Origin of the sequence: Saccharothrix syringae (assembly GCF_009498035.1) — a bacterium.
Lineage (GTDB): Bacteria > Actinomycetota > Actinomycetes > Mycobacteriales > Pseudonocardiaceae > Actinosynnema > Actinosynnema syringae.
The window spans coordinates 202,785-227,522 of sequence record NZ_CP034550.1 but is presented as its reverse complement, the minus strand read 5'-3'; the positions used below and the strand labels follow the sequence as shown (position 1 = coordinate 227,522).

At 74.8% G+C, this 24,738-nt stretch carries 24 protein-coding genes; 15 read left to right on the top strand and 9 right to left on the bottom strand.

Annotated features, from left to right (window positions below):
* Positions 1-134: 134 nt before the first annotated feature.
* A complete protein-coding gene (locus EKG83_RS01045; protein ID WP_033433422.1) occupies positions 135-1,394 on the bottom strand; it encodes a thioester domain-containing protein in 1,260 nt (419 codons plus the stop codon).
* A gap of 392 nt (positions 1,395-1,786) precedes the next feature.
* A complete protein-coding gene (locus EKG83_RS01040) occupies positions 1,787-2,998 on the bottom strand; it encodes a DNA cytosine methyltransferase (RefSeq protein ID WP_033433421.1) in 1,212 nt (403 codons plus the stop codon).
* Between the two features lie 71 nt (positions 2,999-3,069).
* Here EKG83_RS01040 and EKG83_RS01035 point away from each other — a divergent pair, with 71 nt between their 5' ends.
* A complete protein-coding gene (locus EKG83_RS01035; RefSeq protein WP_033433420.1) occupies positions 3,070-3,834 on the top strand; it encodes a hypothetical protein in 765 nt (254 codons plus the stop codon).
* Here the strand turns inward: EKG83_RS01035 and EKG83_RS01030 are convergent.
* Together EKG83_RS01030 and EKG83_RS01025 are read right to left on the bottom strand one after the other, a co-directional pair.
* Positions 3,824-5,254 carry an ATP-grasp domain-containing protein gene (locus EKG83_RS01030; RefSeq protein ID WP_033433419.1) on the bottom strand — a complete coding sequence of 477 codons (1,431 nt, stop codon included), beginning with the start codon at positions 5,252-5,254 and terminating at the stop codon, positions 3,824-3,826. The genes EKG83_RS01035 and EKG83_RS01030 overlap by 11 nt on opposite strands.
* A 150-nt stretch (positions 5,255-5,404) precedes the next feature.
* The gene (locus EKG83_RS01025) at positions 5,405-5,617 is read right to left on the bottom strand and encodes a hypothetical protein (protein ID WP_153277826.1); all 213 of its coding nucleotides are present in this window, start codon (positions 5,615-5,617) and stop codon (positions 5,405-5,407) included.
* Between the two features lie 118 nt (positions 5,618-5,735).
* Between EKG83_RS01025 and EKG83_RS01020 the strand changes: the two genes are divergently transcribed.
* On the top strand, positions 5,736-6,602 hold the full coding sequence (locus EKG83_RS01020) for an NAD-dependent epimerase/dehydratase family protein (RefSeq protein WP_063741414.1): 867 nt from the start codon (positions 5,736-5,738) through the stop codon (positions 6,600-6,602).
* Positions 6,603-6,618: 16 nt separating this feature from the next.
* Here EKG83_RS01020 and EKG83_RS01015 read toward each other — a convergent pair whose 3' ends face one another.
* A complete protein-coding gene (locus tag EKG83_RS01015; RefSeq protein WP_033433417.1) occupies positions 6,619-7,377 on the bottom strand; it encodes a hypothetical protein in 759 nt (252 codons plus the stop codon).
* A gap of 488 nt (positions 7,378-7,865) precedes the next feature.
* Positions 7,866-8,750 carry a ribonuclease Z gene (locus EKG83_RS01010; RefSeq protein ID WP_033433416.1) on the bottom strand — a complete coding sequence of 295 codons (885 nt, stop codon included), beginning with the start codon at positions 8,748-8,750 and terminating at the stop codon, positions 7,866-7,868.
* Between the two features lie 17 nt (positions 8,751-8,767).
* Between EKG83_RS01010 and EKG83_RS01005 the strand changes: the two genes are divergently transcribed.
* A complete protein-coding gene (locus EKG83_RS01005) occupies positions 8,768-9,577 on the top strand; it encodes a serine hydrolase domain-containing protein (RefSeq protein WP_033433415.1) in 810 nt (269 codons plus the stop codon).
* Here the strand turns inward: EKG83_RS01005 and EKG83_RS01000 are convergent.
* The 3 genes from EKG83_RS01000 to EKG83_RS00990 are packed head-to-tail and all read right to left on the bottom strand — an operon-like array spanning position 9,567 to position 11,164.
* Entirely contained in the window at positions 9,567-10,526 is a 960-nt protein-coding gene (locus tag EKG83_RS01000; RefSeq protein WP_033433414.1) for an NAD(P)-dependent alcohol dehydrogenase, read from the bottom strand. The two genes, EKG83_RS01005 and EKG83_RS01000, sit on opposite strands and share 11 nt — an antisense overlap.
* A complete protein-coding gene (locus EKG83_RS00995; RefSeq protein ID WP_033433413.1) occupies positions 10,523-10,747 on the bottom strand; it encodes a helix-turn-helix transcriptional regulator in 225 nt (74 codons plus the stop codon). Before EKG83_RS00995 ends, EKG83_RS01000 begins: the two co-directional genes overlap by 4 nt.
* Positions 10,748-11,164 (bottom strand): hypothetical protein, encoded by a 417-nt coding sequence (locus tag EKG83_RS00990; protein ID WP_033433412.1) that lies wholly within the window; start codon positions 11,162-11,164, stop codon positions 10,748-10,750.
* Between the two features lie 112 nt (positions 11,165-11,276).
* On the opposite strand from EKG83_RS00990, the gene EKG83_RS00985 reads away from it, so the two are divergent.
* The 12 genes from EKG83_RS00985 (at position 11,277) to EKG83_RS00935 (ending at position 24,730) form a co-directional block, all read left to right on the top strand.
* Positions 11,277-12,443: a hypothetical protein gene (locus EKG83_RS00985; protein WP_153277825.1), complete on the top strand. Its 1,167-nt coding sequence runs from the start codon at positions 11,277-11,279 to the stop codon at positions 12,441-12,443.
* Positions 12,443-13,459: a phytanoyl-CoA dioxygenase family protein gene (locus EKG83_RS00980; protein WP_084716831.1), complete on the top strand. Its 1,017-nt coding sequence runs from the start codon at positions 12,443-12,445 to the stop codon at positions 13,457-13,459. The genes EKG83_RS00985 and EKG83_RS00980 overlap by 1 nt, the downstream gene beginning before the upstream one ends.
* Before the next feature lie 150 nt (positions 13,460-13,609).
* Positions 13,610-13,768, top strand: coding sequence for a hypothetical protein (locus tag EKG83_RS46705; protein WP_170191906.1), 159 nt, complete (start codon positions 13,610-13,612; stop codon positions 13,766-13,768).
* Between the two features lie 82 nt (positions 13,769-13,850).
* Positions 13,851-14,816, top strand: coding sequence for an arginase family protein (locus tag EKG83_RS00975; RefSeq protein WP_033433410.1), 966 nt, complete (start codon positions 13,851-13,853; stop codon positions 14,814-14,816).
* Positions 14,813-16,492: a radical SAM protein gene (locus EKG83_RS00970; RefSeq protein WP_051766468.1), complete on the top strand. Its 1,680-nt coding sequence runs from the start codon at positions 14,813-14,815 to the stop codon at positions 16,490-16,492. Before EKG83_RS00975 ends, EKG83_RS00970 begins: the two co-directional genes overlap by 4 nt.
* Positions 16,470-17,225 (top strand): cupin domain-containing protein, encoded by a 756-nt coding sequence (locus tag EKG83_RS00965; RefSeq protein WP_211269182.1) that lies wholly within the window; start codon positions 16,470-16,472, stop codon positions 17,223-17,225. The genes EKG83_RS00970 and EKG83_RS00965 overlap by 23 nt, the downstream gene beginning before the upstream one ends.
* 10 nt (positions 17,226-17,235) lie before the next feature.
* The gene (locus EKG83_RS00960) at positions 17,236-18,513 is read left to right on the top strand and encodes an MFS transporter (protein ID WP_051766467.1); all 1,278 of its coding nucleotides are present in this window, start codon (positions 17,236-17,238) and stop codon (positions 18,511-18,513) included.
* A complete protein-coding gene (locus tag EKG83_RS00955) occupies positions 18,510-19,268 on the top strand; it encodes an aldo/keto reductase (RefSeq protein ID WP_033433409.1) in 759 nt (252 codons plus the stop codon). Before EKG83_RS00960 ends, EKG83_RS00955 begins: the two co-directional genes overlap by 4 nt.
* A 41-nt stretch (positions 19,269-19,309) precedes the next feature.
* Positions 19,310-20,485: a JmjC domain-containing protein gene (locus tag EKG83_RS00950; RefSeq protein WP_051766466.1), complete on the top strand. Its 1,176-nt coding sequence runs from the start codon at positions 19,310-19,312 to the stop codon at positions 20,483-20,485.
* Positions 20,486-20,569: 84 nt separating this feature from the next.
* Complete coding sequence (locus tag EKG83_RS00945; RefSeq protein WP_033433408.1) at positions 20,570-21,379, top strand: TrmH family RNA methyltransferase; 810 nt, start codon at positions 20,570-20,572, stop codon at positions 21,377-21,379.
* 118 nt (positions 21,380-21,497) lie between these two features.
* Positions 21,498-22,247: an ABC transporter ATP-binding protein gene (locus EKG83_RS00940; protein ID WP_033433407.1), complete on the top strand. Its 750-nt coding sequence runs from the start codon at positions 21,498-21,500 to the stop codon at positions 22,245-22,247.
* Positions 22,244-24,730: an FtsX-like permease family protein gene (locus tag EKG83_RS00935; protein ID WP_228122469.1), complete on the top strand. Its 2,487-nt coding sequence runs from the start codon at positions 22,244-22,246 to the stop codon at positions 24,728-24,730. Before EKG83_RS00940 ends, EKG83_RS00935 begins: the two co-directional genes overlap by 4 nt.
* The last annotated feature ends 8 nt before the right edge of the window (positions 24,731-24,738 follow it).

Genomic DNA, 24,738 nt, shown 5'->3' with positions numbered 1-24,738 from the left:
GTGCTCCTTCGCACTCCACCAGGCAGGCTACCCGAACCGCCCCGCCGTCCCCAGGGACAAACCGCACCACCGGGGCCGGGCACGGCGAAGGCCCCCTCGGGGCGTCCGAGGGGGCCTTCGCCAGGGGGTCGCGGTTACGCGGTGCGCTTGCGGCGCACGACCAGCAGGGCGGCCGCGCCGGCGCCCAGCAGGCCGAGGCCCACCAGCAGCGGCACGAAGATCGACGCACCGGTGCTGGCCAGGTCGTCGTTGTTGCCGCCGGAGGACGCCACCGCGCTGGTGGTGGTGGTCGTCGGGGCCTCGGTGGTGGTCGTCGGCGTGGCGGAGGTCGTCTCGGCCGGCGTGGTCGTGGTGGTCACGACGGTGCTCGCGGTCCAGCTGGCCTTGGCGTCGGCCTCGACGGCGACCTGGGTCTGCTTGGCGATCACCAGCGACTGGGTCTTCTGGTCCGAGGAGACCGACACGAACAGGCGACCGTGCTGGAGCTGGGCGTCGGCCTTGACGGAGAACTCGACCTCACCGGCCGGGGTGCCGGCCGCGACCTTGACGTAGACCTCGGCGATCTGCGTCTGGGCCTGCGCCTGGAAGCCGCCGTCGGCCTGGGGCAGCGGGGTGCCGTCCTTGTCGGTCAGGGTGACGCCGGCGGGCGCGTCCACCTCCAGGGTGACCGAGGCGGCCGTGGTGGTGATCTTGAACGGCCCGATCAGCTTGCCGCCGGCCTCGCCCGCGGTCACCTCGGGCGCCTCGATCTTCAGCGTCGGCGCGGGCGCCTGGGCCTCGCCGACGTTCTCGCTGCCGGTCAGGTAGTCGTAGACCGCGCGGACGTCCTGGTCGACCTCGTCCCGGTCGTCCTTGGTCGCGTCGGCGCCGGTCTTCAGGTCGACGCCGTCGCTGAAGTGCCAGATCGCGGCCTGGGTGGCGGCGATGGCCTCGCGCTCCTCGATGTCCCGGCCGGTCGCCGTCGACAGGGCCGAGACGTCCAGCTGCGGGTAGCTGTGGTGCAGGATCCAGTTCACCTTGGCGGCGTTCTCGGTGAACTTGGTCTTCGGGTTGGGGTGCTTGTCCCACGGCACCTCGTGCAGCTTCGTGCCGTCCTTGAGCACGGTCGGCAGCTCCACGCAGTACGCCTTGACGACGGTCTTCTCACCGTCCTCGACCACGTACAGCGGGATGAGGTTGGCGTCGAACCAGTCGCGCCCCTGGTTCTTCAGGCCGACCTCGATGCCCTCCTCGTGGTGCTTGAAGAACTCGGGGTTGTCCTTGCCGTTGACGTGGCGCTCGATCGGGATGATCTCCACCGCGTCGGCGAGCGCGGGCAGGGCGGCGGTCGTCAGCACGACCGAGGCGCCGAGGACCGCGGTCCCGATGCGCTTCGAAGTCAACCGGGATGCCATGTGTCTCCTTGAGGCTCGCGAGGTAGCCCGATGTGGGGTGCAAGGCGGCGGGGTCTGTCGGACGCGGCGGAACGCCTCCGCGTGGGTTCGACACCGGATCGACAGAATCGGGCGGAACAATATCCGATCGGGTGTCACCCGATCAGGCACAAGAGACCGACATCGCTACACCGGGACTGACGTGCGGAAACCTCCGCCGGGACTCCACTGTGGATGATCCAAGGGATCGACACCGCGTCGAGAACCGAGACCCGGAGTCCGTTTCGGAACAAGGCGAAATGTCTGTCCACAGGCTGTGGACAAGTTGATTTCCGCAGTTCAGCGGAGTTGTCCACAGGGGACGGAAAACCTCGGTGATCCGTTTCGAGTCCACACCGTTGTCAAACGGTGACCTAGGCGACCAGTGCGGACGGCGTGACCGGCCGGACGTCACCCACCCGCAACGAGGTCCCGGGCAGGCAGAGGTCCTTCGCCGTGGGCGCCTGACCGGTCAGCATCCACTTCACGAGGGCGGCGAGCTGGAACGAGATCAGCGGCGGCACGGCGTCGCCGAGGTGCCGGTAGGCGTTGCCGATCACCGACACGTCGAACCGGAACCTGCGCGGGAACCCCTGCAGCAGGGCCATCTCCCGCACCGTGCACAGCCGGTGCTGCACGGGGTGGGCGTACCGCCCGTTGCCGACGTGGCCGCACTCCCGCTTGATCGTGCGCGCGGGCTCGTCCCACCACATCCGGCCGTACACGTCCGGGTGAGAGCCCCACTTGCCCTCGGTGATGATCTTGCGCTGGGCGGGGTTCAGCAGCAGCTCCGCCGCCGACCCGACCAGGTCGCCCCACGACCCGCCGTCGGCCGGGATGGCCCGCATCCGCTCCAGCGACCGGTCCCGGCGGAACGACGGCGACACGTGCATCGGGTCGTCCGGGTGCGCCTCGCCCGCCTCCACGTGCGGCAGCCTGCCGATCGCCCGCCGCACGGTCACCGCGCCGGGCTTGACCTCCCAGCCGGCCCACACGTCCTCCAGCGTGCGCAGCGGCACGCCCGCGTCGACCGCCACCACCATGGCCCGCTCGCGCAGCTGCGGCAGGCCGAACCGGGAGAACATGTGCGTCGAGGCGTCCACCTCGTAGCCCAGCTCCAGCAGCTGCTCGGCCAACCCCTCCAGGTGGTGCCGCTGCTTGCCCTTGACCAGCTCGCGCGCGTTCTCCAGCACCATCACCCGCGGCCGGAACTCGGCCACGTACGCCGCGACCCGGCCCACCAGGGAGTTGCGCGGGTCGTCGCGCAGGTGGTTCGCGGGCGCGATCCGGGTGAAGCCCGAGCACGGCGGGCACGCCACCAGCACGTCCAGCTCGCCCCGCTCCAGGCCCCACACCTGCCGCAGCACGGCCGGGTCGAGCCGGCCGAGGTCGACCTGGAGCGGGTCGACGCCGATGTTGTCCCGGTAGATCCCGTTGCAGCGCAACGAGCCCAGCCGGGAGGACGGCTTGCCGATCTGGGCGTCGGCGGCGCCGACGATGGTGAAGTCCCGGTGCGCTTGGAAGCCCAGGCTCATGCCACCGGCACCGGAGAACAGGTCGACGACCTTGAAGGTGGGTCCGCGCACCGCGCGATCGTACGGTGCGCCGCCCGACCGCCGGCGGGTGATCCCCGGCGGGATCACGTAGCTTGCGCGGCATGGAGCTGCCCGCCGCCTGGCAACGCCCGGACCCGTTGCGCGGCCTGGGGAAGGTGCCGTGGGCCGACCTGGCGCGCGGGCGCGGGGTGGACGCGATGCTGCGCGGCGCCGCCGAGGGCGACCTGACCGCGTGCGACGCCCTGGAGCGGCGGCTGCTCGACGACGACACCGTGTCCGAGGCCAGCGCGCACGCCGCGCCGTTCCTGGCGGAGCTGGGCGCGTCCTACAAGGTGCCGGGCGCGGTGCGCGACCGCGTCATCTTCCTGCTGGCCGGCCTGGCGCTGGCGGGCGCGGGCTTCACCGACGGCGGCCGCCGCACCCGCCGCCGGTGGAACCGGCTGCGCCGCGAGCTGCCCCGGCGCAGCCCCGACTGGATCACGCAGACCCGGTACGCGGTGGCCAAGGACGCCCCGAAGGTGTTCGAGGCGCTGGGCGGCGCCGAGGTGGCGTGCGCCCTGGCGCTGGCCGTCGCCGTGCCCGAGGTCGCGCCACCGCACGTCACCGACGTCGCCCGCGGCATCGCGTTCGCGGGCACGTTCCCCCCGCTGCTGGTGGACGCCGCGACCACCGCCCTGCACCTGCTGGCCGGCGGCGAGACCGACGACGTGTGGGCCTACGTCACCGCGCAAGGTCACCCGGACGTGTTGCGCGCGTACGAGAACGGGGGGTTCCCGCCGAACCAGCCGCCCGGGGTGACCGTGCAGCTCATGGGTTACCGGTACGCCCGGCTCGCCGCGTACGGCGAGCCGGGGGTCACGCCGTGACGGCGCCCAGCTCGACCACCGGGGCGACCAGCTCGTCGTCGTCGACCGGCACGGCCGGCTCCAGCGGGCCCAGCGACGTGCCCCAGTCCTGGTCCGCCAGCGCGAACGCGGCCACGGTCAGCGCCACCACGGGCCGGCCCGGCGGCAGCTGCTCGGCCACGAAGTCCAGCTCCAGCCGGGCGCCCAGCGGCGACGGACGCAGCCGCAGCACGCCGTGCGGCACCTCCTCGGGGTGCGCCCACCGGCAGGACCACTCGGTGAACACGATCGGGCGTTCCACCACCTCGGTCGGGTGAAGGGCGCGCACGTTCGCGCCGACCGACCCGTGCCGGTAGGTGTCCGCCGCCGAGACCAGCAGCTCCTCGAACTCGATGGACGACACGCCCAGGTCGTGCCCGGCGACCAGGGCGACCTGCACCAGCGCCAGCGGGAGCTGCGGCAGGGCGTCCTCGAAGCACACCATCGCGCCGCCGTAGCGGGTGTTGATCTCGGTGGGCAGGAAGCCGTCGGCCGTGGCGATGCCGTCCAGGGTGAAGGTGCCCCGGTAGTCCACGGTCTCGCGCAGCCGCTCGCCGACCCGGCGGGCCAGGTTGCGCATCTGCTCGCGGATGCGGGCGGGCGGGTCGTAGTGCGACGCGCAGCCCGCGTACAGGAACCGGGCCTGGCCCGCGCGGCGCGGCACGACCATCTCCACCGGTCGCAGCACCGCGGTGCCGTCGGGGAACACGATCCCGTGCACGCTCACCGGGATGCCCTCCAGGAACGGCATCACCCGGACGAACTCGCACTTGGCGGCGAGCACGTCGAACGCCTCCCGCGCCTCCTGCCGGTCGCGGACCCGGCGCACGAAGTTCGCGCCGCCGTTGATCGCGGGGCCGTCGCCGGACCACACCGCGCCCGCGCCCCGGTCGAGCCGCAGGGTCGCCGCCCACAGCGCCTCGAAGTCCAGGCCCAGCACCTCGGCGGGCGCGCGGGGCGCGGACAGCTCGTCCCACAGCGCGTCGATGGTGGTCTTGTTCTCCAGCTCCACCCACGCGGGGCGGCGGGCGTTGAGCACGGGCCGGCCCGCGAAGCTGGGCGTGTGCACGTACGGGGTGCTGATCACCAGCGCCTCGCCGGCCGGGTCGAAGTCCGCGAGCACGTCGCAGACCGCCCGGTTCGGCGAGGTCAGCAGCTTGGTCAGGCGGTTCTGCTCGACCGCGACGAACCCGCCCGCGATGCCCAGCGGCACCCAGCGGGCGACCTCGGAGTCGTGCAGGGGCGCGTGGTCGTCCGTCGAGAGCACGAGCGTGCGGCGGGCCCCCAGCTGGTGGAGCTCGCCCACGCGACTACTGAGCCGGGTGCCGCCCGCGAGCACGACCAGCCGGTCGCCGAACAGGGTGCGGAGGCGCGCTTGGAGCGCGTGGAAGACGTGATCCATCGCCGAGAACTCGCTTTATGAGAAGCAGACGAGACAGCCGGCGAGCGCCGGGTGCCACGAACTGTAGAGGCAGGCGATGGGATCGGCCCAGCACGGTCGGGCAACGACCGGATGAAACTTGCCGATGGGTTGCGCGCCGGGCGCGCGAGATCATCGAGCGGCGTCGCGAAGTACCTGGTCAACCCGGTTGAGGAAGGCCCGCGCGCCCCTCGGGCCGGGGAACGGCAGGGTGAGCCCGAGCAGCGTGTCGTCGATCGACGGCGGCGCGGCGGCGACGATCGCCGCGGCCGTCTCCAGGAAGCGCTGCCGCTCGGCCTCGTGCACGGCGTGCTCCGCGAGCACGACCTCGATGCTCGTGCGCATGGCTGGGTGCGGGTAACTCACTCGGGTTGTATCGGTACCGCCGGTCCACACCTTTAGGGTCAATTTTTCACCGGATCACCCGACCCCCGGCCGGGCGACGCGTGCTGGGATGTCGACCATGCGCGTGCTGGTGAGCGGAGCCTCGGGGTACGTCGGTCGGGTGGTCGTCGAGGAGCTGGCGACCGCCGGTCACGTGCCCGTCCCACTGGTGGGTGATGTCCGGACCTGCGGCCCGGTCCCGGACGTGGACGCGGTGGTGCACCTGGCGGGGCTCGCGCGCGTGCGCGAGTCGTTCGAGGAGCCGGTGCGGTACTACGACGTGAACGTGGGCGGCACGCTGAACCTGCTCCGGCACCCGCCGCCGCGGTTCGTGCTGGCCTCCACCGCCGGGGTGTACGGCGCGCCGCCGACCGGGCTGGTGGCGGAGGACGCGCCCCGGTCGCCGGGCAACCCGTACGCGGCGTCGAAGGCGGCGGCCGAGGACGCCCTGGCGTGGGCCGCGCGGGCGGGCCTGGTGTCGGCGGTGGTGCTGCGGCTGTTCAACGTGGTGGGCGGCGGCGACCGGGACGACACGCGGGTGGTCACCAGGGCGTGCGGCGCGGCGTCCGGGCGGCTGCCGCCGGTGGAGGTGTTCGGCGACGGGTCGGCGGTGCGGGACTTCGTGCACGTGCGGGACGTGGCGCGGGCGTTCGTGGTGGCGGTGGGGGGCGGCGGGGCCGGGTACGAGGTGTTCAACGTCGGCGCGACGCCCGCGTCCGTGACCGGGGTGCTGGCCGAGGTGGGGCGGGTGAGCGGGCGGGAGGTGCCGGTCGTGCGGCGGGCCGCGCACCCCGGCGAGGTGCGGGAGCTGCGGGCGGACACGACGCGGTTGCGGGCGCTGGGCTGGGTGCCGCGGTGCTCGGGGTTGGCGGACGTGGTGCGCGACCAGTGGGCGGCCGAGGTGGGGCGGGAGGCGGCTGGGCGGGAGGGAGCCGCGCGGGGGTGACGCGCGGGGCGCGGGTTCAGGCGGCGGGCCCGTCGTCCCAGGCGATCCAGGCCCGCCGCTCGCCCTGGAGGACCAGGGCGTCGAGCCTCGCGTTGACGCGCAAGCCGGGCGAGAGCCGCGCGTCGGCGGGCGGGGCGTCCGCCCCGGGTTCCGGCCGCGACTCCGTCCGGGGTTCCGCTTCGGACCCGGGGCCGGTCTCGGGCCCGGGTTCCGGCTCCGACCCGGATTCCGGCCCGCTTTCCGGCTCGGCGAAGGACCCCGGCCCGACCTCCGGCCCTCCCCCGGCGTCCGGCCGCGCGGCGACCGCGTCCAGCTCGGCGGCCCAGCTGTGCAGCTCCTGCGCGAGGTTCGCGGTCGCCCGGTCGTAGACCTCCAGCGTGTGCCGCCGGGCGGCCGGGTCGTCCCGGTCCGTCTCCCACAGGTGCTGCAGCTCGTGGACGAAGGGGTTGCAGCCGTCCAGCAGGCGCACCACCGCGTCGTGGGTGTCGACCGCGGTCAGGCGCGCGGCGAGTTCCCGGTCCGCGACGCGGTAGGCAGCGACGTCGAACAGCGCCGCGGCGACCCGGTCGGCACCGCCGCACAGCCGCTCCATCGCGCGCCGCAGGCTGTCCTGGTAGGCGGTGACCGCCGCGCGCAGCGGGTGGTCCGGGGCGAGCTGCCCGGTGTCCACCCCGAAGCGCCACACCACGTCGCCGCGCACCGCGTCGCCCACGTCGAGGAACCGCCTGGCCAGGTCCTCCAGCCCGGCCGGGTCGACCGAGAAGCCGGCACGCACCGCCTCACCCCTCCGCCCGACCGCCTCGCGGCCACTTCCGCCGCGGTCCAGCAGGTCGTCCGGGCACCGCCCACCACCGGGTTGAGCGCCAGCCCGACCCCGCCCGCGCCGACCAGCAGGCGGATCAGGCGCCGGCCCACCGCGGCGGCCGCGGCACCGCGGGGCGCGCCCGTCCGACGCCGGAACCCGGCCGGCAGCACCGGTTTGGTGAACGCGCACAGGTACTCCGCTTCCGAGCGGCCTGGAATTTGCCGCCGCATTTCCGCCGAAAGGAATGGTCGACACCGCCCGGACCCCGTTCACCCGGCTCCGTGGAAGCCGATCCGCAGGAGGAGGAGATGCCCCTTCCCGACCCGGGCAACTGGTCCGCGCTGCTGCGCCTGCCGGTCGGCCTGGCCCTGGTGGCGATCACCACCGGCGCGCTGCACCTGCTGGGCGACGTCACGGTGCGGCTGTGGCCGGTGGTCGTCGAGCACCGCGCGGGGTCCTCACCGCCGCTTCGGCACCGCCACCCGGTCGAGGTCGGCGGCCACCACGACCTCCCCGCCGAACACCTCGGCCGCCTCGGCGCGGAACGCCGACGGGTCCGGGTAGCGCTGCGAGAAGTGCGTGAGCACGAGCTTGCGCACCCCGCTCTCGGCCGCCACCCGCGCGGCCTGCCGGGCGGTCAGGTGCCCGTACTCGACCGCCAGCGCCTCGTCGGCGTGCAGGAACGTCGACTCGATCACCAGCAGGTCCGCGCCCTCGGCCAGCTCGTACACCCCGTCGCACAGCCGGGTGTCCATCACGAACGCGAACCGCTGCCCCCGGCGCGGCACGCTGACCCGCTCCAGCAGCGGCGACCGCACGGCGCGGACCGCGGGCCCGCGGATCCCGTGCTCCTCCAGCAGCTCGGGGACCATCGTGCGGCCGTCCGGTTCGACCAGGCGGTACCCGTAGGTGGGCAGCACGTGGTCGAGGCGGCGGGCCTCCACCACGCCGAACACGCCCTCCGCGACCACGCCCGGCCCGGTGACCGGGTGCTCCCGCACGTCGACCGCGTCGTGGAACGAGGTGGCGTGCCGGAGCCGTGCGAAGAAGTGGGCGCCCTCGACCGGGTAGTGGGCGTGCACGGGGTGCGCCACGCGGTCGAGGGACATGCGCTGCACCACCCCGGGCACGCCCAGGCAGTGGTCGCCGTGGAAGTGGGTGATGAACAGCCCGGTGACGTCGCCCGCGGCCACGCCCGCCCGCAGCATCTGGCGCTGGGTGCCCTCGCCGGGGTCGAACAGGAAGCCCTCCGCGTCCCAGCGCAGCAGGTACCCGTTGTGGTTGCGGGTGCGGGTGGGCACCTGGCTCGCGGTGCCCAGGACGACCAGCTCTCGGGGTGACACGTGGCAGAGTCTGCGGCATGGAGAGCTTGCGGGTGATGTCGTCCTGGCCGGTGGGGACCGCGGCGGCCGCCGTGGTGCGCGCGGACGGCGGGGTGGTCGGCGCGCACGGGCCGGTCGACCACCGGTTCCCCCTGGCGTCGGTGACCAAGCTGCTGACCGCGTACGCGGTGCTGGTGGCGGTGGAGGAGGGCGCGGTCGAGTGGGACCAGCCGGCCGGGCCCGCCACGCTGCGGCACCTCGTCGCGCACGCCTCGGGGCTGGCGTTCGACTCCGCGGACGCGCAGGCCGCGCCGGGGACCAGGCGGATCTACTCCAACACCGGGTTCGAGCTGCTCGCGCGCGCCGTGCAGGAGGCGACGGAGATCCCGTTCGACGCCTACCTCGCGGAGGCCGTGTTCGCGCCGCTGGGCATGACCTCCTCCTCTTTGGACGGTTCGCCGGCCGCGGGCGCCACGTCGACGGTGTCGGACCTGGTGCGGTTCGCCGCCGAGCTCCAGGCGCCGAAGCTGGTGTCGGAGGGGCTGGTGGCGGAGGCGACCTCGGTGGTGTTCCCGGGGCTGCGCGGGGTGCTGCCCGGGTACGGGGTGCAGCGGCACAACGACTGGGGCCTCGGGTTCGAGGTCCGGGCCGACAAGTCCCCGCACTGGACGGGCACCACCAGCTCACCGCGCACGTTCGGGCACTTCGGACAGACCGGCACGTTCCTGTGGGTGGACCCGGACGCGGGCGCGGCGTGCGTGGCGCTGACCGACCGGGCGTTCGGCGACTGGGCGGTGCGGGCGTGGACCCCGTTCACCGACGGGATCCTGGCGGAGCTCACGGCGTGACCACGACCTGCCCGCGCACCCGCCCGTGCCGCACGTCCTCCACCGCGCGGGCGACCTCGGCCAGCGGGTAGGTCCGGTCCAGCACGGGCAGCACCCGGCCGGACTCGATCAGCACGCGCAGGTAGACCAGGTCCTCGTGCCGGTCCTTGTGCACCAGCGGCCGGGCCCGGAAACCCAGGAGGGGCCCGGCCACCAGCGCGCGCAGCCAGCGGTCGGTGCCCATGAACCAGCGGCCGCCCGTGCCGCCGACGAACACCACCGTGCCGCCCCGCCGCACCAGGCGGCGGCAGGTGCGCAGTGACGGGTTGCCGTAGACGTCGAGCAGCACGTCGAACCCGCCGGGCGGCTCGCCGGTGGCGTAGTCGTGCACGTGGTCGGCGCCCAGCCGCCGCGCCAGGTCGGCCTTCGCCGCGCCGCACACCGCCGTGACCTCGGCGCCGAACGCCTTGGCCAGCTGCACGGCGTAGCTGCCGACGCAGCCGGTGGCGCCGTGGACCAGCACCCTCGTCCCGGCGCCGACCCGGCCCAGGTCGCGGACCGCCTGCAGGGCGGTGAACCCGGAGATCGGCACGGCCGCGGCCTGCTCGGGCGTCAGGTTGACGGGCTTGGCGGCCAGTTGGCGCTCGGGCACGACGACGTACTCCTGGAACGCGCCGGTGCACCAGCCGAACACCTCCTGCCCGACGCGCAGCGCGGTCACGCCGGGGCCGACCTCCGCGACCGCGCCCGCCACCTCCAGCCCCGGCACGCGGCTGCGCGGCCGGCGCAGGCCGGTGACCGGCCGGGCGGCGTAGGGCAGGCCGCGCAGCAGGTGCCAGTCGCCGCCGACCACCGGTGCGGCGCGGACGCGCACCAGCACCTCGCCGCGGCCGGGCGACGGCTTGTCGACCTCGGCTAATCGCAGCACGTCACCCGGGTCGCCGTAGGCGTCCTGCACGATGGCCTTCACGAGTCCTCCCCGGGGTAGTGGAAGACGTCACCGAGCTGCACCCCGAAGACCCGCGCGATGCGGAACGCGGTCTCCAGCGAGGGCGAGTACCTGCCCTGCTCGATGGCGATGATCGTCTGCCGGGTGACGTTGACCCGCCGGGCCAGCTCGGCCTGGGTCATCTCCCCGTGCGCGAACCGCAGCGCCCGGATGGAGTTGGTGATCCTCGTGGGCCTGACCACTCAGAACCCCCTCCGGTAGGCGACGAGCTTGACCGAGGCGACGACGATCGCCCACAGCGTGAACGCGGCGTACATGGCGTTGGCGATCCAGAAGTGCGGCGCACCGGCCAGGGTCAGCGCGAACGGCACGACCATGCCGGTGCCCAGCACCAGGCCGCCGACGTGCTCGCCCAGCCGGTTGATGCCGCGGTCGCGCTCGTCGGCGCGGTGCCGGTCGCCGGGCAGGGCGATCCCCAGCACGACCCGGAGCACGATCGAGAGCGCGATCGAGGCCCCGATGCAGGCCAGCATGGGCCCCGCGTACGGCGTCGCGGCCAGGTCGCCGCGCGCCCGCGCCAGCAGCACCACCACGTAGGCGGCGTAGGTCGCCAGGGTGACCGCCAGGTACACCCGGACGCCTGTCTCCTCGTACGACATCGACGTCCCCCTGATGTAAAGCGGACTTGACATGGCCAGTGTCCGGCGGACCTGACACCATGTCAAGGATCTTTGACATCACCGCCGCCCCTAGACTGCGCCGGTGAGTTGGGTGAGCGTTCGCCAGCACCGCTGGACCAGCCGGACCGGTGTGGACGGCTACCCCCGGGTCGAGGCGATCCACCCGCTGAGCGGGCGGCAGCGGCTGCCGGTGAACGTCGCCGAGATCGTCTACGTCAACGCGATGGCCCCGGCCGCGCCCGCCAGGGTCAGGTACGACACGCGGGTCAACGAGCTGCGGCTGCTGGCCAACTACCTGGGCGTGGCGCCCGGCAGGCCCGTGCGGCTGCGCCAGGACGAGTTCCGGTCCAGCTCGCCGCACGTCCGGCGGTTCGTCAGCGAGTCGTTCGGGCTGGGCATGCTCACCGCCGCGGTCCAGGCCGCCTACGAGTGGACCGCGGGCACCGGCGCGCTGAGCGGGTTCCACGCGCTGCCGATGACGCTCGCCGCGTCGTTCGCCAAGCGGGGCGTGCGGCCGGACCTGCTGTTCCAGGCGCCGGAGCTGCTGCTCGCGGGCGAGGCCAGGGGGCGCTCCGGCCGGCCGCCGCGGTCGACGAGGCTGCCGCGGGAGCGCCTGGACCGGCTCCTGCCGTGGGCGCACGTGCACCGCCACCCGCTGGTCATGACGTGGGCCTACCTCGACGGGACCGGCGTGACCGTCGACCTGTTCGCCCCGGCCGACGGGGTGGAGTGGCTGCGCGGTGCCGTCGGCGCGCCCGAGGAGGCGGAGCACCCGGCGTCCGCGCTGCGCCTGCCGCCCGCGGAGCAGGTGGCGCTGCGCGAGGTCGCGGACCGGGTGCCCGCCCCCGACCCGGTGCCGGACCCCGGGCCCGAACCCGAGGCGCACCGCCCGCACCCGGACCGCCTCTCGCCGCTGAGCCTGTTCGAGGTGGGCACGAGCGCGCTGCGGGCGGTCGAGGAGCAGCTGGCCGAGACCGCGCCGGTCGCGCCCGTGCGCCTGGCCGGCCGGACCGCGCGGGGCCGGTGGGTCCCGGTGGACCCGGTCACCGGTGCCCGCGGGTCGGTGCTGCTGGCCCTGCTGGACGAGCCGCTGCCCGCGGACGAGGCGTCGGCGACGGCCCACCGGTGGCGCTCGCGGCACCGCGCCGGCGACGACCGCTTCGCGGCGGGCGACCTGGCGGTGACCGCCCACGGGCGGACCGTGGTGGCGCTGGCCCCCGCCCACGACGGCCAGCCCTGGGAACTGCTCGCCGACTGATGCCCGCGTCCCGCCCGCGGGACGCGATCCGCGCCCGGCCGCACCAAATGCGCGCACCGGTCAGGTCAATGCGCACGTGGCCGCCCGGTCGGGAGGCCGGCAACGCGCGACGATCCCCTGGAATTGATTGCAGCCCCCACGAACGACTGCTACGGTCGAGGAGAAGGTACGGCGAAAAATGTTTTCCACCTGTTCGACAAATACAGGCGGAGACGGCGGTACTCTTTATTGGGGGGCTTTTGCTGAACACCGAGCGGCGCGCCCCGGCGCGCCGAATCCTTTCCGACGACCAGTTCTCCGCGTATGAGCGCGACGGTTTCATCGTCCTCCGGATGTTCGACGCCGACGAGGTGTCGGACATCAAGGAGGAGATCCGCCCGCTGCTCGCGACGCCGACGAGCGACCACCCGCGGGTGATCAAGCGCGCCGCCCTGGACGAGCCGGGCGCGCACCTCGACCCGGTCAACCCGTACGGCGTGTTCAAGGTGTTCAACACGCCGCTCATCAACGACTTCTGGTTCGACATGATGCGCGAGCCGCGCATCCTCGGCGTCGCCGCCGACCTGGTGGGACCGGACGTGAACTTCCTGATGGGGTGGCTCCACCAGCGCGTTCCCGGTCTGCAGGTGCACGAGGGCTGGCACTGCGACTTCTCCGAGGACCGGCACACCAGCACCGACCTCGTCACGGCCATCCTGTACCTGGACGAGATGACACCGGACTCCGGCCCGACGCTGGTCGTGCCCGGCAGCCACCGCGACCGACTGGTCGAGGGCACCCTGGAGCCGCGCCCGGTCACCGTCCCCGAGGACGGTGAGTACGTCCCGGTGACCGTGCCGGCCGGTTCGGTGCTGTTCCTGCACTCCCTCACCGTGCACTCCCTCAGCATGAACCGGACCCGGCAGGACCGGTCCATCCTGTTGCAGGAGTACAAGAGCGCGTCCGCGGTCGAGGTCGAACCGTACGACTACGCCTTCGCCGACCTGCCGCTGTTGCGCGGCGGGGAGCCCGTGTAGCGCGCGACCGCGCTCCGGGCGGAATCCACCGAAGAACTGCCCGCCCCGGGCCCGGGGCGGGGGGCGTCCGCGCGCGAATTCCCGGCAGCGGCCGCGCGGGCGGTGTGCGATCACGATCGCTTTTCGACTGCCCGAACGAAAGGACGAGAAATGCGCAAGGAGAACAACGCCAAGTCGGTCGTGGCCAACGAGTTCCCGGAGGTCGCCGTCTCCGTGGCGCCGATCACCCAGCGTTCGCGGGCCACCCTGGCCAAGACCCACAACCGCCCGGCCGTGGCCAACTTCGCCGACATCTTCAACGGCAAGTGACCCACATCCGGTGATGCCAGAAGGTCGCGGGCACGGCCACCGTGCCCGCGACCCCCTTCCGACGGCTGGAGGCGCGCCGACCATGGCGGCAACCGAAGCGACCGCACCGTTCCGCCCCGCCGCGGGCGTCCTCGGACTGCCCGCCGCGGACCTCGACGCCCTGCTCACCGGTGGGCTCACCGCCGACGCGGTGGTCCTCGGCGTCCCGTTCGACGGCGGCGTGCCCGGCCTGCCCGGCCAGCGCCACGGCCCCGAACTGCTGCGCCACCACAGCCCGAGCCACCCCTGGGAGGTCGACGGCGCGGGCCGGCTGGGCGGTGTGCTCGACCCGGTCTCGCGGCGCGGTGTCCTGACCGGCCGCCGCGTGTTCGACCTCGGCGACCTCGGGTCGGTGCCGATCGACCCGCGGGTGCCGCGCGCGGCGTACTACCGCACCCTGCGCGAGCTGTCGGCGCAGCTGGCCGACCACACCCGCGTGCCGGTGTTCATCGGCGGCGACCACAGCGTCACCGGTCCGATCGCGACCGGCCTGGCCGACGTCCACGGGCCCCTGGACCTGGTCTGCTTCGACGCGCACCTCGACTTCCACTCGCGGCCCATCCCCGACTTCGCGGACCTGACCCATGCCGACTTCATCGGCCACCTGCTCCAGGTCGGCGCGATCGCGCGCGCGGACGTCCACGGCGTGCGCGCCTACCTGCCCGCCGAGGCGGGCCCCGTGCCGCCGGAGGTCACCTCGCGGTACGCGTTCGAACCGGCGCCGCACCCCGGTGCGGCGCCGGTGCACCTATCCGTCGACCTCGACGTCATCGACCCCGCCGAGTTCCCCGGCACCGGTCACCCCGAGCCGGGTGGCTACCGCCTGCGGGAGCTGCTGGCCGCCGTCGGGCACGTGTGCCGCACGCGCCGCGTGGTGGGCGTGGACATCGTGGAGGCCACGTACGAGGAACACGCGAACCGCGTCACCGGCACCACCATCGCCACCGTGCTGATGACCTGCCTGCGCGCACTGCTGGAAGAACCGGACGAAGCGGAAGGTGACGCATGAGCATCCCGGTCCACATCCGGAACGCGACCGCGAACCGGCGGCTGGCCGAGTGGCAGGTCCGCCTGGTCGAAGAGCTCGAACAGCCCCGCTGGTCCGCCGACGGGCGCTCCGGCTCCAACGTGGGCGAGGACGACGTGACGATCCGCCGCCACGAGGGGCGCACCTGGATCTACAAGACCTGGGAGAGCACCCGGGTACCCGGCCTGTTCAGCCTGTACGCGCCCGCCACCGGCCGGGTCCACCGGGTGACCGCCGGCCAGGCGGCCCTGCTGCGGCGGGAGTCCTGGACCGCGGCGGACCAGCCCGGGCTGGCCGCCCTGGAGGCCCTGGTCCAGCCGTTCGAGGCGCCGGGCTGGCGGTTCCCGACGGTGCCCGAGGAGGTGCGCGCGGACGGCCCGCCGCGCGTGCGCGTGCTCATGCTCAACCCGACCGAGCAGTGCAACATCCGGTGCACCTACTGCTACTACGGCGGCGCCTACCCGGGCACCCGCCCCCACCAGACCGCATCGCCGTCGGCCGACTTCGTCGAGGCGGCCATCGACCTGTTCGTCACCGGCGAGGACCGGCTCGCCGACGCGCACCGGGCCGTGTACTTCTTCGGCGGCGAGCCGCTGATGGCCTTCCGGCAGCTCCGGGACGCCTACACCAGGCTGGAGGAGCGGATCGCGCGGACCGGCGCCGCCATGGACAACCTGGTCGTGCAGGTCAACACCAACGGGATGCTGCTCAACGAGGAGATCGTCGAGTTCCTGGTGGCCAAGGGGATCTACCTCAACGTGTCGGTGGACGGCCCCAACCACGACCGCTACCGCGTCGACCGGCGCGGCCGGGGCACCCTCGACCGGGTCAGGGAGCGGGTCGACTGGCTCGCCGCCGCGCAGCCCGAGTACTTCGCGAACCGCGTGGCGATCATCTGCGTGCTGTCCTCCCCCCTCGACCCGGCGGGCCTGTACCGGTTCTTCGCCGAGTGGCCCGCCGCGCGGCAGGCGCTGGCGTGGGACTTCGACCTGCTGCTGCCCGGCGGCGAGGAGTCCTACACCGAGTTCGAGGAGATGTTCGCGGCGCAGGACCGGATCTGGGACCTCTTCGTCGACGCGCACGAGCTGCCCCACGCGGAGCGCGAGGCGTCCGGCCGGTACCGGTTCGCGTTCAGCTGCGGCTTCCTGCACCGCAGCTTCCACCGCGCGCTCAACAGCCCCGGGCGCGACGGCGGCCCGGACCTGGGCCACCTGCTCGGGGTGCAACTGGTGCCGGGCACGGAGTACCTGGTGCTGGGTTCGGACGGCACGCTGTACTCGTCGTACGAGTACCAGTCACCCGCCTTCGAGGTGGGTCACGCGTCCCGGGGCATCGACCTCGACGCGGGCCTCGCCCAGCTGCGCATGTTCCGCGACGCCGTGCAGGCGAGCTCGTGCGGCACGTGCTGGGCGGCGCCGCTGTGCACGGTGACCGTGCCGGAGAGCCCGTTCCGCGCCACCGACTCACCCGACGAGGTCCGGGCCAAGGTCGCGGGCAAGCGGGCGCGGTGCCGGTCCGAGCGCCGGAACCTGGCCCAGGCGCTGCGGGCGCGGGTGGACATCGAGGCCCTGCACGCCGACGAGGCGCTGGCCGGTCACCGCGACGACTGGGACCGGCAGAAGGAAGGTGGCAGTCGTGTCGACCACTTCTACCTCTGACCCCGCCGGCACCCCCGGGTCGGACGTCGAGCTGACCGCGGACCGGCCCGTCGTCCACCGCGGCCTCGGCCTGGGCTGGCCGGTGTTCGCCGCGCTCCAGGAACCCGCGCTGCGGCAGCGCGAGGACCGCCCGGTCGAGGTCGAGGACGCCGAGGGCCGGACGGTGACCGCACGGCTGTCGGAGGTGCTGGACGAGCTGTCCGCGCCCGACCCGCGCGGGCTGTACCTGCGCCACCAGCTCGTCTCGGAGTTCGACCCGGGGCTGTGGGCGCTGGTGCCGCGCGGCGTGCGCAGGCACAACTGGCTGTCCGCGCTGCCCGAGGACGTCCGGCCCGACTGGGCGTGGGTCATGATCGGCGCCGCGGGCACCCGGTCGCCGATGCACGTGGACGTCGCGGCCAGCGCCGCGTGGAACCTGCTGTGCGCCGGTCGGAAGCGGTGGGCGTTCCACCCGCGGCGCCGGGCCGAGGAGTGGCACCTGCTCCCCGCCGGGTGCGCCGGTGACGACCGCGGCGCCGAACCCGTCGAGCTCGTCCAGGAGCCCGGCGACGTGGTGGTGACCCCCAGCGGCTGGGCGCACGAGGTCGTCAACCTCACCGGGACCGTCTCGATCACCGCCAACTTCGTCAACGGCGGCAACCTGGACTTCGCCCTGCGGTACTTCGACCTCGTCGGCGACGAGGCGAGCCGGGACCTGCTCACCGCCGTGGGCGCGTCCTTCGGGCACCGCTGAGGGCGCCGCGTTGACCGCACAGGAGATCACCGGACGGTCGCGGCCCTGGACCCACCGCGGCGTGCCGCCCCTGGTCGGGTCGGTCACGATCAGCAGCGTCGGCACCGAGATCAGCGGGGTCGCGCTGCCCCTGATCGCGATCACCGTGCTCCAGGCGAGCGACACGTGGGTCGCCGCGCTGGAGGCCGCTGCGTACGTGTGCATGCTGCTGTTCACGCTGCCCATCGGCCTGCTCGCCGACCGCCTCGACCGCAAGCGGGTCCTGGTCTCGGCCGACCTGGTCTGCGCCGCGACGATCACCGCGGTCCCGGTCCTGTGGGCCCTGGACCTGCTGAACCTGGGCGTGGTGCTGGCCGTCGCCGCGGTGCTGGGCTTCTTCACCACCCTGCACGCGGTGTGCGCCGAGACGATCATGCCGGACGTGGTGCCGGACGGGGTGCTGGACTCCGCCAACGGCCTGCTCAACACGGCGCGGTCGGTGTCGTCGGTGGGCGGCCCCGGCCTCGGCGGGCTGATCGTCAGCGCGCTGAACGTGTTCGCCGGGCTCCTGGTGGACGCGGTCTCCTTCCTGGTGTCCGCGGTGCTGCTGGCCCGGGTGCCGGTGCGGCCGAGGGCACCGGTCGCCCGTGAGCGCCGCGGCCCGCGCGGCATCGCGCGGGACCTCGCGGCGGGCTTCACCGCGGTGCGCTCCGACGAGCGGCTGCTCCGGCTGCTGGCCACCTCCACCACGTCGAACCTGTTCGCCACCATGGCGGGCACGGTCGAGGTGCTGTTCCTGGTGCGCGAGCTGCGCGTGGCGCCCTGGGGCGTCGGCGCGGCGTACTCGGTCACCGCGGTCGGGGGCGTCGTCGGCGGCCTGGTGTTCGGCCGGCTCCGCCGCCGCTTCGGACCGGTGCGGGTCATCGTGGTCAGCCAGCTGCTGCTGTCCGCGCCCGTGCTGCTGCTGCCGCTGGCCACGCCCGGCGCCGGCGTCGCGTTCTACCTGGTCGGCTGGTTCTGGTACGCGCTGAGCTCGGTCGTCTACGCCACCGCCGTGGTGACCTACCGGCAGCGCACGGTGCCCCGCGAGCTGCTGGGCCGGGTCGGCGCGGTCGGCCGGTGGTTCACCGGCATCGCCGCGACGGCGGGCGCGGCGGGCGCGGCGGTGCTGGTCGGCGTCTGGGACGTCCGCACGGCCGTGCTGGTCTCCAGCGCCGGCGTCTACGCGTCGGGGGCCTGGCTGCTGGCGGGGGTCTTCCTCTCCCGTGCCGACGAGCACGCGCCGGTCGACGGGGGGCGGGCGCCGTGAGCCTGCCGTTCACCTTCCCCGCACTCGGCCTGGGCACCTGGCAGCTGACCGGCGCGGAGGCCGTCCGCACCGTGCGGACCGCGCTGGAGCTGGGTTACCGGCACGTCGACACCGCGACCGCCTACGCCAACGAGGAGGCCGTCGGGGAGGGCATCCGGGCCTCGGGGGTGCCCCGCGGCGACCTGCTCGTGGTCACCAAGTTCCCCGAGGAGGCGGCGGGCGCCGAGCGCCGGGTCCTGCGGCGCAGCCTCGCCCTGCTCGGCGTGGCGCACCTGGACCTGTGGCTGCTGCACGGGCCGGCCCCCGACGCCGGGCGGACCGCCGCGATCTGGCGGCACTTCGTCGACGCCCGGGCCGAGGGCCTGGTGCGCGCCATCGGGGTCTGCAACTTCACCGTCGGGCAGTTGGACGGGCTGACCGCGGCGACCGGGGTGGCGCCCGCGGTGAACCAGACCGCGTTCGGGCCGCACTACTTCGAGCCGGGGCTCGGGCCGGCGCACGCCGCGCGCGGGGTGGTGCTGGAGGCCCACAGCCCGTTCAGCGAGAACCGCATGGACGACCCGGTGCTGGTGGAGGTCGCCGAGCGGCACGGGTGCGACACGCACCAGGTCGTGCTGGGTTGGCACCGGGCGCACGGCGTGCCGGTGGTCGCGAAGTCCGCCTCGCCGCGGCGGCTCGCGGAGAACCTGCGCGGCGTCGGGTTGGCGCTCACGCCGGCCGAGGTGGCGGCTGTCGACCGGCTCGGCGCGGCGTAGCGCTCGGCGGGGTCGGCGGAGGACGAGGGAGGCGAAGTCGGATGTCGGTGTTGCTGTCGGGACTCGGCAAGGCGCTCGGGTCGGTGTTCGGGGCCGGGTTCGTGGCGAACGGGCTCAGCCGGGAGGTGGTCTTCGGCCGGATCGACCCGCGGGTGCCCGCGGCGCACTTCTCCTGGGCCGACCTGAACGAGGTCCTGTCCCGGGGGTGGGTGGAGCCCGCGGAGTTCAAGCTGGCCTCCGGCGGCCGGGTGCTCCCCGAGCACCTGTACACCACCACCGCCGGCGGCGGGCACCGCGTGCTGGACCTGCGACGGGTCGACGAACTGGTCCGCGACGGCGCCAGCCTGCTGATCGACTCGCTCGACCGCGTCCACCCCGGGATCCGGCGGGCCACGGACGACGTGATGCGCCTGGTCGGCGAGACCGCCTCGTGCAACCTGTTCGTCACGTTCGGGCACTCCCAGGCGTTCACCAGCCACTACGACGAGGTCGACACGTTCGTGGTCCAGGTGCTGGGCACCAAGAGCTGGCAGGTGCACGGTCCGTCGGAGGACTTCCCGCTGCCCGAGTACGGCGACAGCGACCCGGCGCGGTGCCCGGAGGAGGTGCTGTTCGACAAGGTCCTGGAACCCGGCGACGTGATCCACGTGCCACGCGGCTGGTGGCACACCGTGCGCGGCGGCGGTGGCGCGAGCCTGCACCTGACGTTCGCGTTCACCCGCCGCACCGGGGTCGACTGGCTGCGGTGGGTCGTCACGCAGCTGCTGCCGGAGGCCGACGTGCGGGAGAGCCTGGCCCGCGCGGGCACCGCCGAGCAGAAGCGCGCCCAGGCGCAACGGCTGGTGCGGGCGTTCACCGAGAAGTCCTCGGAACTGTCGCTGGACGACTTCTTCGCCGCCGAGCACCGGCACGCGGGGGGCCGCGACCTGGCCTCCCTGCCGTGGACCGCCCGCGACGAGCACCCGCCGGCGACGGCGGTCGTCGAGCTGGCCACCGTGCTGCCGCCGGTGCTGGAGGTCGCGGGCGACCAGGTGGTGTTCACGGCGTTCGGCCAGGTGATCGGCGTGCCCGGCCGGTTCCGGACGGCGTGCGAGCACCTGGTCCGGGAGCGGCGCCTCACCGTCGGTGAGCTGGCCGAGCGCTCCGGCACCCCGGTCGCCGAGACGGGCGCACTGGTCGCGGCGCTGCTGCGGACCCGGCTGGTCACGGTGTCCTGACCGCGGGCCGCCGGGTCGGGGGTAACTCCCCCGGTGGCTACACTCCAGCGACCGGTAGCCGAGGGAAGGTCTGGACGCGCGCGCATGGACGTCGTGGTCTCGAGTGCGACGAACCCCGTGGTGAAGCGGATGCGGGCGTTGGACCAGCGCAAGCACCGGCAGCGCGAGGGCGCCGCCGTGGTGCACGGCACCCAGCCGGTCCGGCAGGCCGTCGAGGCCGGGTTCGAGGTGGAGAACCTGGTCGTCGCGCCGGAGCTGCTGCGCGAGGGCACCGCCCGGTTCGTGGCCGAGCAGCGGGAGCGGGGCACCAGGGTCACCACCGTGACCGGGGAGCTGTTCGCCCGCCTGTCCGACCGGGACCGCCCGACCGGCCTGGCCGCGATCGTGCGCGTCCGGCTCGCCGACGCCGCGGAGGTGGCGCCGGGCACCGGCCGGGCCTCGGTCGTCGCGCTGGACCGGGTCGCCAACCCCGGCAACCTGGGCACGATCGTCCGCACCGCCGACGCCACGGGCGCGGCCGGCGTGCTGCTGGTGGGCCCGACGGCGGACCCGTTCGACCCGGCCGCGATCAAGGCCAGCATGGGCGCCATCTTCAACGTGCCGGTGGCGCGGGTGTCCGATGTGGACGAGCTGTTCGCGTGGGCGCGCGAGCGCGGGGTCGCCGTGGTGACCACGTCGGCGAAGGCGCCGCACCGGCTCTGGCGGACCGAGTACCCCGAGCGCGTGGCCCTGCTGATGGGCACCGAGGGCGACGGCCTGGCCGACGACGTGGTCGAGCGCGGCGACCTGCGGGTGTCCATCCCGATGGTCGGCACGGCCGAGTCGCTGAACCTGGCGGTCGCCACCTCGGTGCTGCTCTACGACCTGTGGCGGTTCCGCGAGACCGGCGCGTGACCGGCCGGCTCCACAGCGGACGGCGGACCTCCCGCGGTGGTCGGTAGGGCCTGCCATACCCCGAAGACCAGAGCCCGCCCGGTGGGTTCGCACTCGCCCGCCCGGCAGGGTTCCCGGCATGGTCACAGTGCTGGAACCGCGGGTGGGAACGGACGTGGTGGCGTTGACCGGGGTGACGAAGGTCCACCCCGGCCAGGTCGGCGTCCGGGCGTTGGACGGGGTCACGGTCGGCTTCGCCAGGGGGTCGTTCACGGCCGTGATGGGGCCGTCCGGGTCGGGCAAGTCGACGCTGCTGCACTGCGCGGCCGGGTTGGACCTGCCCACCGCCGGCCGGGTCGTGCTGGCGGGGCGGGACATCGGCGCGCTGCGCGAGCCGCGGCTCACCGCGGTGCGGCGGCGGCGCGTCGGGTTCGTGTTCCAGTCCTTCAACCTGGTCGACGCGCTGTCGGTGTGGGACAACGTCCTGCTGCCCCAGCGGCTCGCGGGCGCCCGCCCGGACGTGGCGTGGGCCCGGGAGGTGCCGGCCCGGGTCGGGCTGGGCGACCGCGCGGGCGCGCGGCCCGGCGAGCTGTCCGGCGGCCAGCAGCAGCGGGTGGCGCTGGCGCGGGCCCTGGCGGGCCGGCCCGAGGTGGTGTTCGGCGACGAGCCGACCGGCGCGCTGGACCTGGCCGCGGGGCGGGGCGTGCTGGCGCTGCTGCGCCGGTTCGTCGACGACTCCGCCACCACGGTGGTGATGGTGACGCACGACCCGGCCGCGGCGGCGTGGGCGGACCGCGTGGTGTTCCTCGCCGACGGCCGGCTCGCCGGCGACCTGGTCGCGCCGACCGCCGCGCGGGTCGCGGCCCGGCTGGCGGAGCCGACCCGGTGACCGCCTCCCTGGCCCTGGCGGGCGTGCGGCGCCGGCCCGGCGCGTTCGCCGGCACGCTCCTGACCGCGTTCCTCGCCTTCGCGCTGCTCTCCGGCGGCGGGCTGCTGCTCCACTCGGCGCTGGCCGCCTCCCCCGGACCGGGCCGGTTCGCCGCAGCCGACCTCGTCGTCGCCGCGCCCCGGTCGGTCGAGCTCACCACGACCCGGGACAAGGGCGACGAGGTCAAGGTGAAGACCAAGGGCGAGCGCCTGCCCGGCGCGCCGACGCTGCCCGCCGGGGTCCTCGACGCGGTCGCCGCGACCCCCGGCGTGGCCGAGGCCGTGCCGGACGCGGCCTTCCCCGTCTCGCTGGACGTGGCCGGCACGCCGGTCCCCGGGAACGTGGTGGCCCACGGCTGGCGCTCGGCGCCCCTCACGCCGCACCCGCTGCACGACGGCGTCGCGCCGGGGCGGGACGACGTCGTGGTGGAGGCGTCGCTGGGCCTGCCGGTCGGCGGCGTGGTGCGGCTGACCAGCCGGACGGGCGCCCGCGAGCTGCGGGTCGCCGGGACCGTGGCGGGCGGTGTGCCGGGGCAGTCGGCGGTGTTCGTGGCCGACGAGCGGGTGGCCGACCTGTCCGGGCTGGCCGGGCCGACGGCCGTGGCGGTCCGGCTCGCCCCCGGCGCCGACCCCGCCGGGGTGGCGGCGGCGCTGCGCGGGCGGCTCGACCCGGCGCTGACCGTGCGCGCCGGCGCCGACAAGGCGCACGCGGACCTGCCCGGCGCCGTGCCGGACTTCACCGGGGCGGTCTCCGTCTTCGGCTTCGTCCTGGGCATCACCGGGTTCGCGGCGGTGTTCGCGCTGATCGGCACGGTGTCGCTGGGGATCGGGCAGCGGCTGCGGGAACTCGCGCTGCTGCGCACGGCGGGTGCGACCCCGGGCGCGCTGCACCGCCTGCTCCTCGCCGAGACCACCCTGGTCGCGCTCGCCTCGGCGGCGCCGGGGCTGCCCGCGGGCGTCGTGGTGGCCCACGTGGTGGCCGGCCGGTTCCGCGACCTCGGTGCCGTGCCCGCCGGGTTCGCCGTCGCGGCGCACCCCGCGGTGCTCGTCGCCGCCACCGCGCTCGGGCTGCTCGTCTGCTGGGCGGCGACCGCGGTCGCGGCGCGGCGGGCCGTGCGGATCGCACCGACGCAGGCGTTGCGGGAGGCGGTGACCGCGCCCACCGGCGGCCGCGCGCCGCGGGTCGTGCCGGCCGCGGTGCTCGCCGGGGGCGCGACGGCCATCCTGGTCCTGGTACCGCTGGGCGGCGACCTGGGCATGGGCATGGGCTTCGTCTCGGCCGCGCTGCTGCTGTGCGCCGCCGCGGCGCTCGGGCCGGTCCTGGTGGGCGCGCTGACGGCCGTGCTGTCCCGGCCGGTCGGGGCGCTGGGGGCGCTGGGCCGGGTGGCGGGCGCGGTGACCCGGGCCGAGAGCCGCCGGGTCACCGGGGTGGCCGTCCCGCTGGCGCTGGTGTTCGCGGTCAACGCCACCGTGCTCACCAACGGCGACCTGCTGGCCTCGGTGACCGCCGCGCAGCAGGCCGACCGCGCCGCGCCAGCCACCGTCCGGGTGGCCGCCACGAACGCGCCGGGCCTGCCCCTGGCCACCGCCGACCGGGTCGCCGCGTCGGCCGGGGTCACCGGCTCGGCGCTGACCGTCGGCACGAGGGTGGTCCTCGACGAGGGCGGCAAGCCCGAGGACCACCCGGCGCAGGGCCTGCGGCTGGCCGGCGAACCGGCGCTGGACCTCGGCGTCACAGCGGGCGACCTGGCCGGCCTGGCCGCCGGCGGGGTGGCGGTGAGCGCGCCGCTCGCCGCGGCGCGGGGCTGGCGGGTGGGCGACCGGCCGGAGCTCTGGCTGGCCGACGGCACGCGCGTGGCGTTGACCGTGGTCGCGGTGTTCGGGCTCTGGCGCGGGTTCGGCGAGCTCGTGCTGCCCGCCGACCTGGTCTCCGCGCACGACCCGCGCGGCCTCGTCGGCGCCCTCTACCTGCGCGGCGCGCCGGACCTGGGCGCGTGGCCCGAGCTGGCGGCGACGACCGCGGCCGACCCGCGCGGCGGCGCGGCCGACCCGCGCAACCAGCAGGCGGCGTGGGAGCTGATGGTCGTCATCACGCTCGGTTTCACCGCGATCGCCGTGGTCAACGCCTCCGCCATGGCCGTCGGCGCCCGCCGCCGGGAGTTCGCCGGGCTGCGGCTGATCGGCGCGACGCCGCGGCAGGTGCGCGCGCTCGTCACCCGGGAGGCGCTGGTCACCGCGGTCGTCGGCCTGGTGCTGGGGTGCGCGATCAGCGGGGTGGTGGTCGGCGCGTTCAGCGTCGCGCTGGACGGGCGGTGGCGGCTGTTCGCCGATCCGCTGCGCTACCTGGCCCTGGTGGCGGGCGTCGGGCTGCTCGGCGTGGTGGCCGGGTGGGCGCCGGCCCGCGCGGTGATCGGGAACCGGTCCCGGGCCGGCCTGAACGGCTAGGTTGCCCC

Coding starts and splice junctions, on each gene's coding strand:
- EKG83_RS01045 (WP_033433422.1), bottom strand. CDS start 1,394: ATGGCATCCCGGTTGACTTCGAAGCGCATCGGGACCGCGGTCCTCGGC.
- EKG83_RS01035 (WP_033433420.1), top strand. CDS start 3,070: ATGGAGCTGCCCGCCGCCTGGCAACGCCCGGACCCGTTGCGCGGCCTG.
- EKG83_RS01030 (WP_033433419.1), bottom strand. CDS start 5,254: ATGGATCACGTCTTCCACGCGCTCCAAGCGCGCCTCCGCACCCTGTTC.
- EKG83_RS01025 (WP_153277826.1), bottom strand. CDS start 5,617: ATGCGCACGAGCATCGAGGTCGTGCTCGCGGAGCACGCCGTGCACGAG.
- EKG83_RS01020 (WP_063741414.1), top strand. CDS start 5,736: ATGCGCGTGCTGGTGAGCGGAGCCTCGGGGTACGTCGGTCGGGTGGTC.
- EKG83_RS01005 (WP_033433415.1), top strand. CDS start 8,768: ATGGAGAGCTTGCGGGTGATGTCGTCCTGGCCGGTGGGGACCGCGGCG.
- EKG83_RS00990 (WP_033433412.1), bottom strand. CDS start 11,164: ATGTCGTACGAGGAGACAGGCGTCCGGGTGTACCTGGCGGTCACCCTG.
- EKG83_RS00980 (WP_084716831.1), top strand. CDS start 12,443: ATGCCCGCGTCCCGCCCGCGGGACGCGATCCGCGCCCGGCCGCACCAA.
- EKG83_RS46705 (WP_170191906.1), top strand. CDS start 13,610: ATGCGCAAGGAGAACAACGCCAAGTCGGTCGTGGCCAACGAGTTCCCG.
- EKG83_RS00975 (WP_033433410.1), top strand. CDS start 13,851: ATGGCGGCAACCGAAGCGACCGCACCGTTCCGCCCCGCCGCGGGCGTC.
- EKG83_RS00970 (WP_051766468.1), top strand. CDS start 14,813: ATGAGCATCCCGGTCCACATCCGGAACGCGACCGCGAACCGGCGGCTG.
- EKG83_RS00950 (WP_051766466.1), top strand. CDS start 19,310: ATGTCGGTGTTGCTGTCGGGACTCGGCAAGGCGCTCGGGTCGGTGTTC.
- EKG83_RS00945 (WP_033433408.1), top strand. CDS start 20,570: ATGGACGTCGTGGTCTCGAGTGCGACGAACCCCGTGGTGAAGCGGATG.
- EKG83_RS00940 (WP_033433407.1), top strand. CDS start 21,498: ATGGTCACAGTGCTGGAACCGCGGGTGGGAACGGACGTGGTGGCGTTG.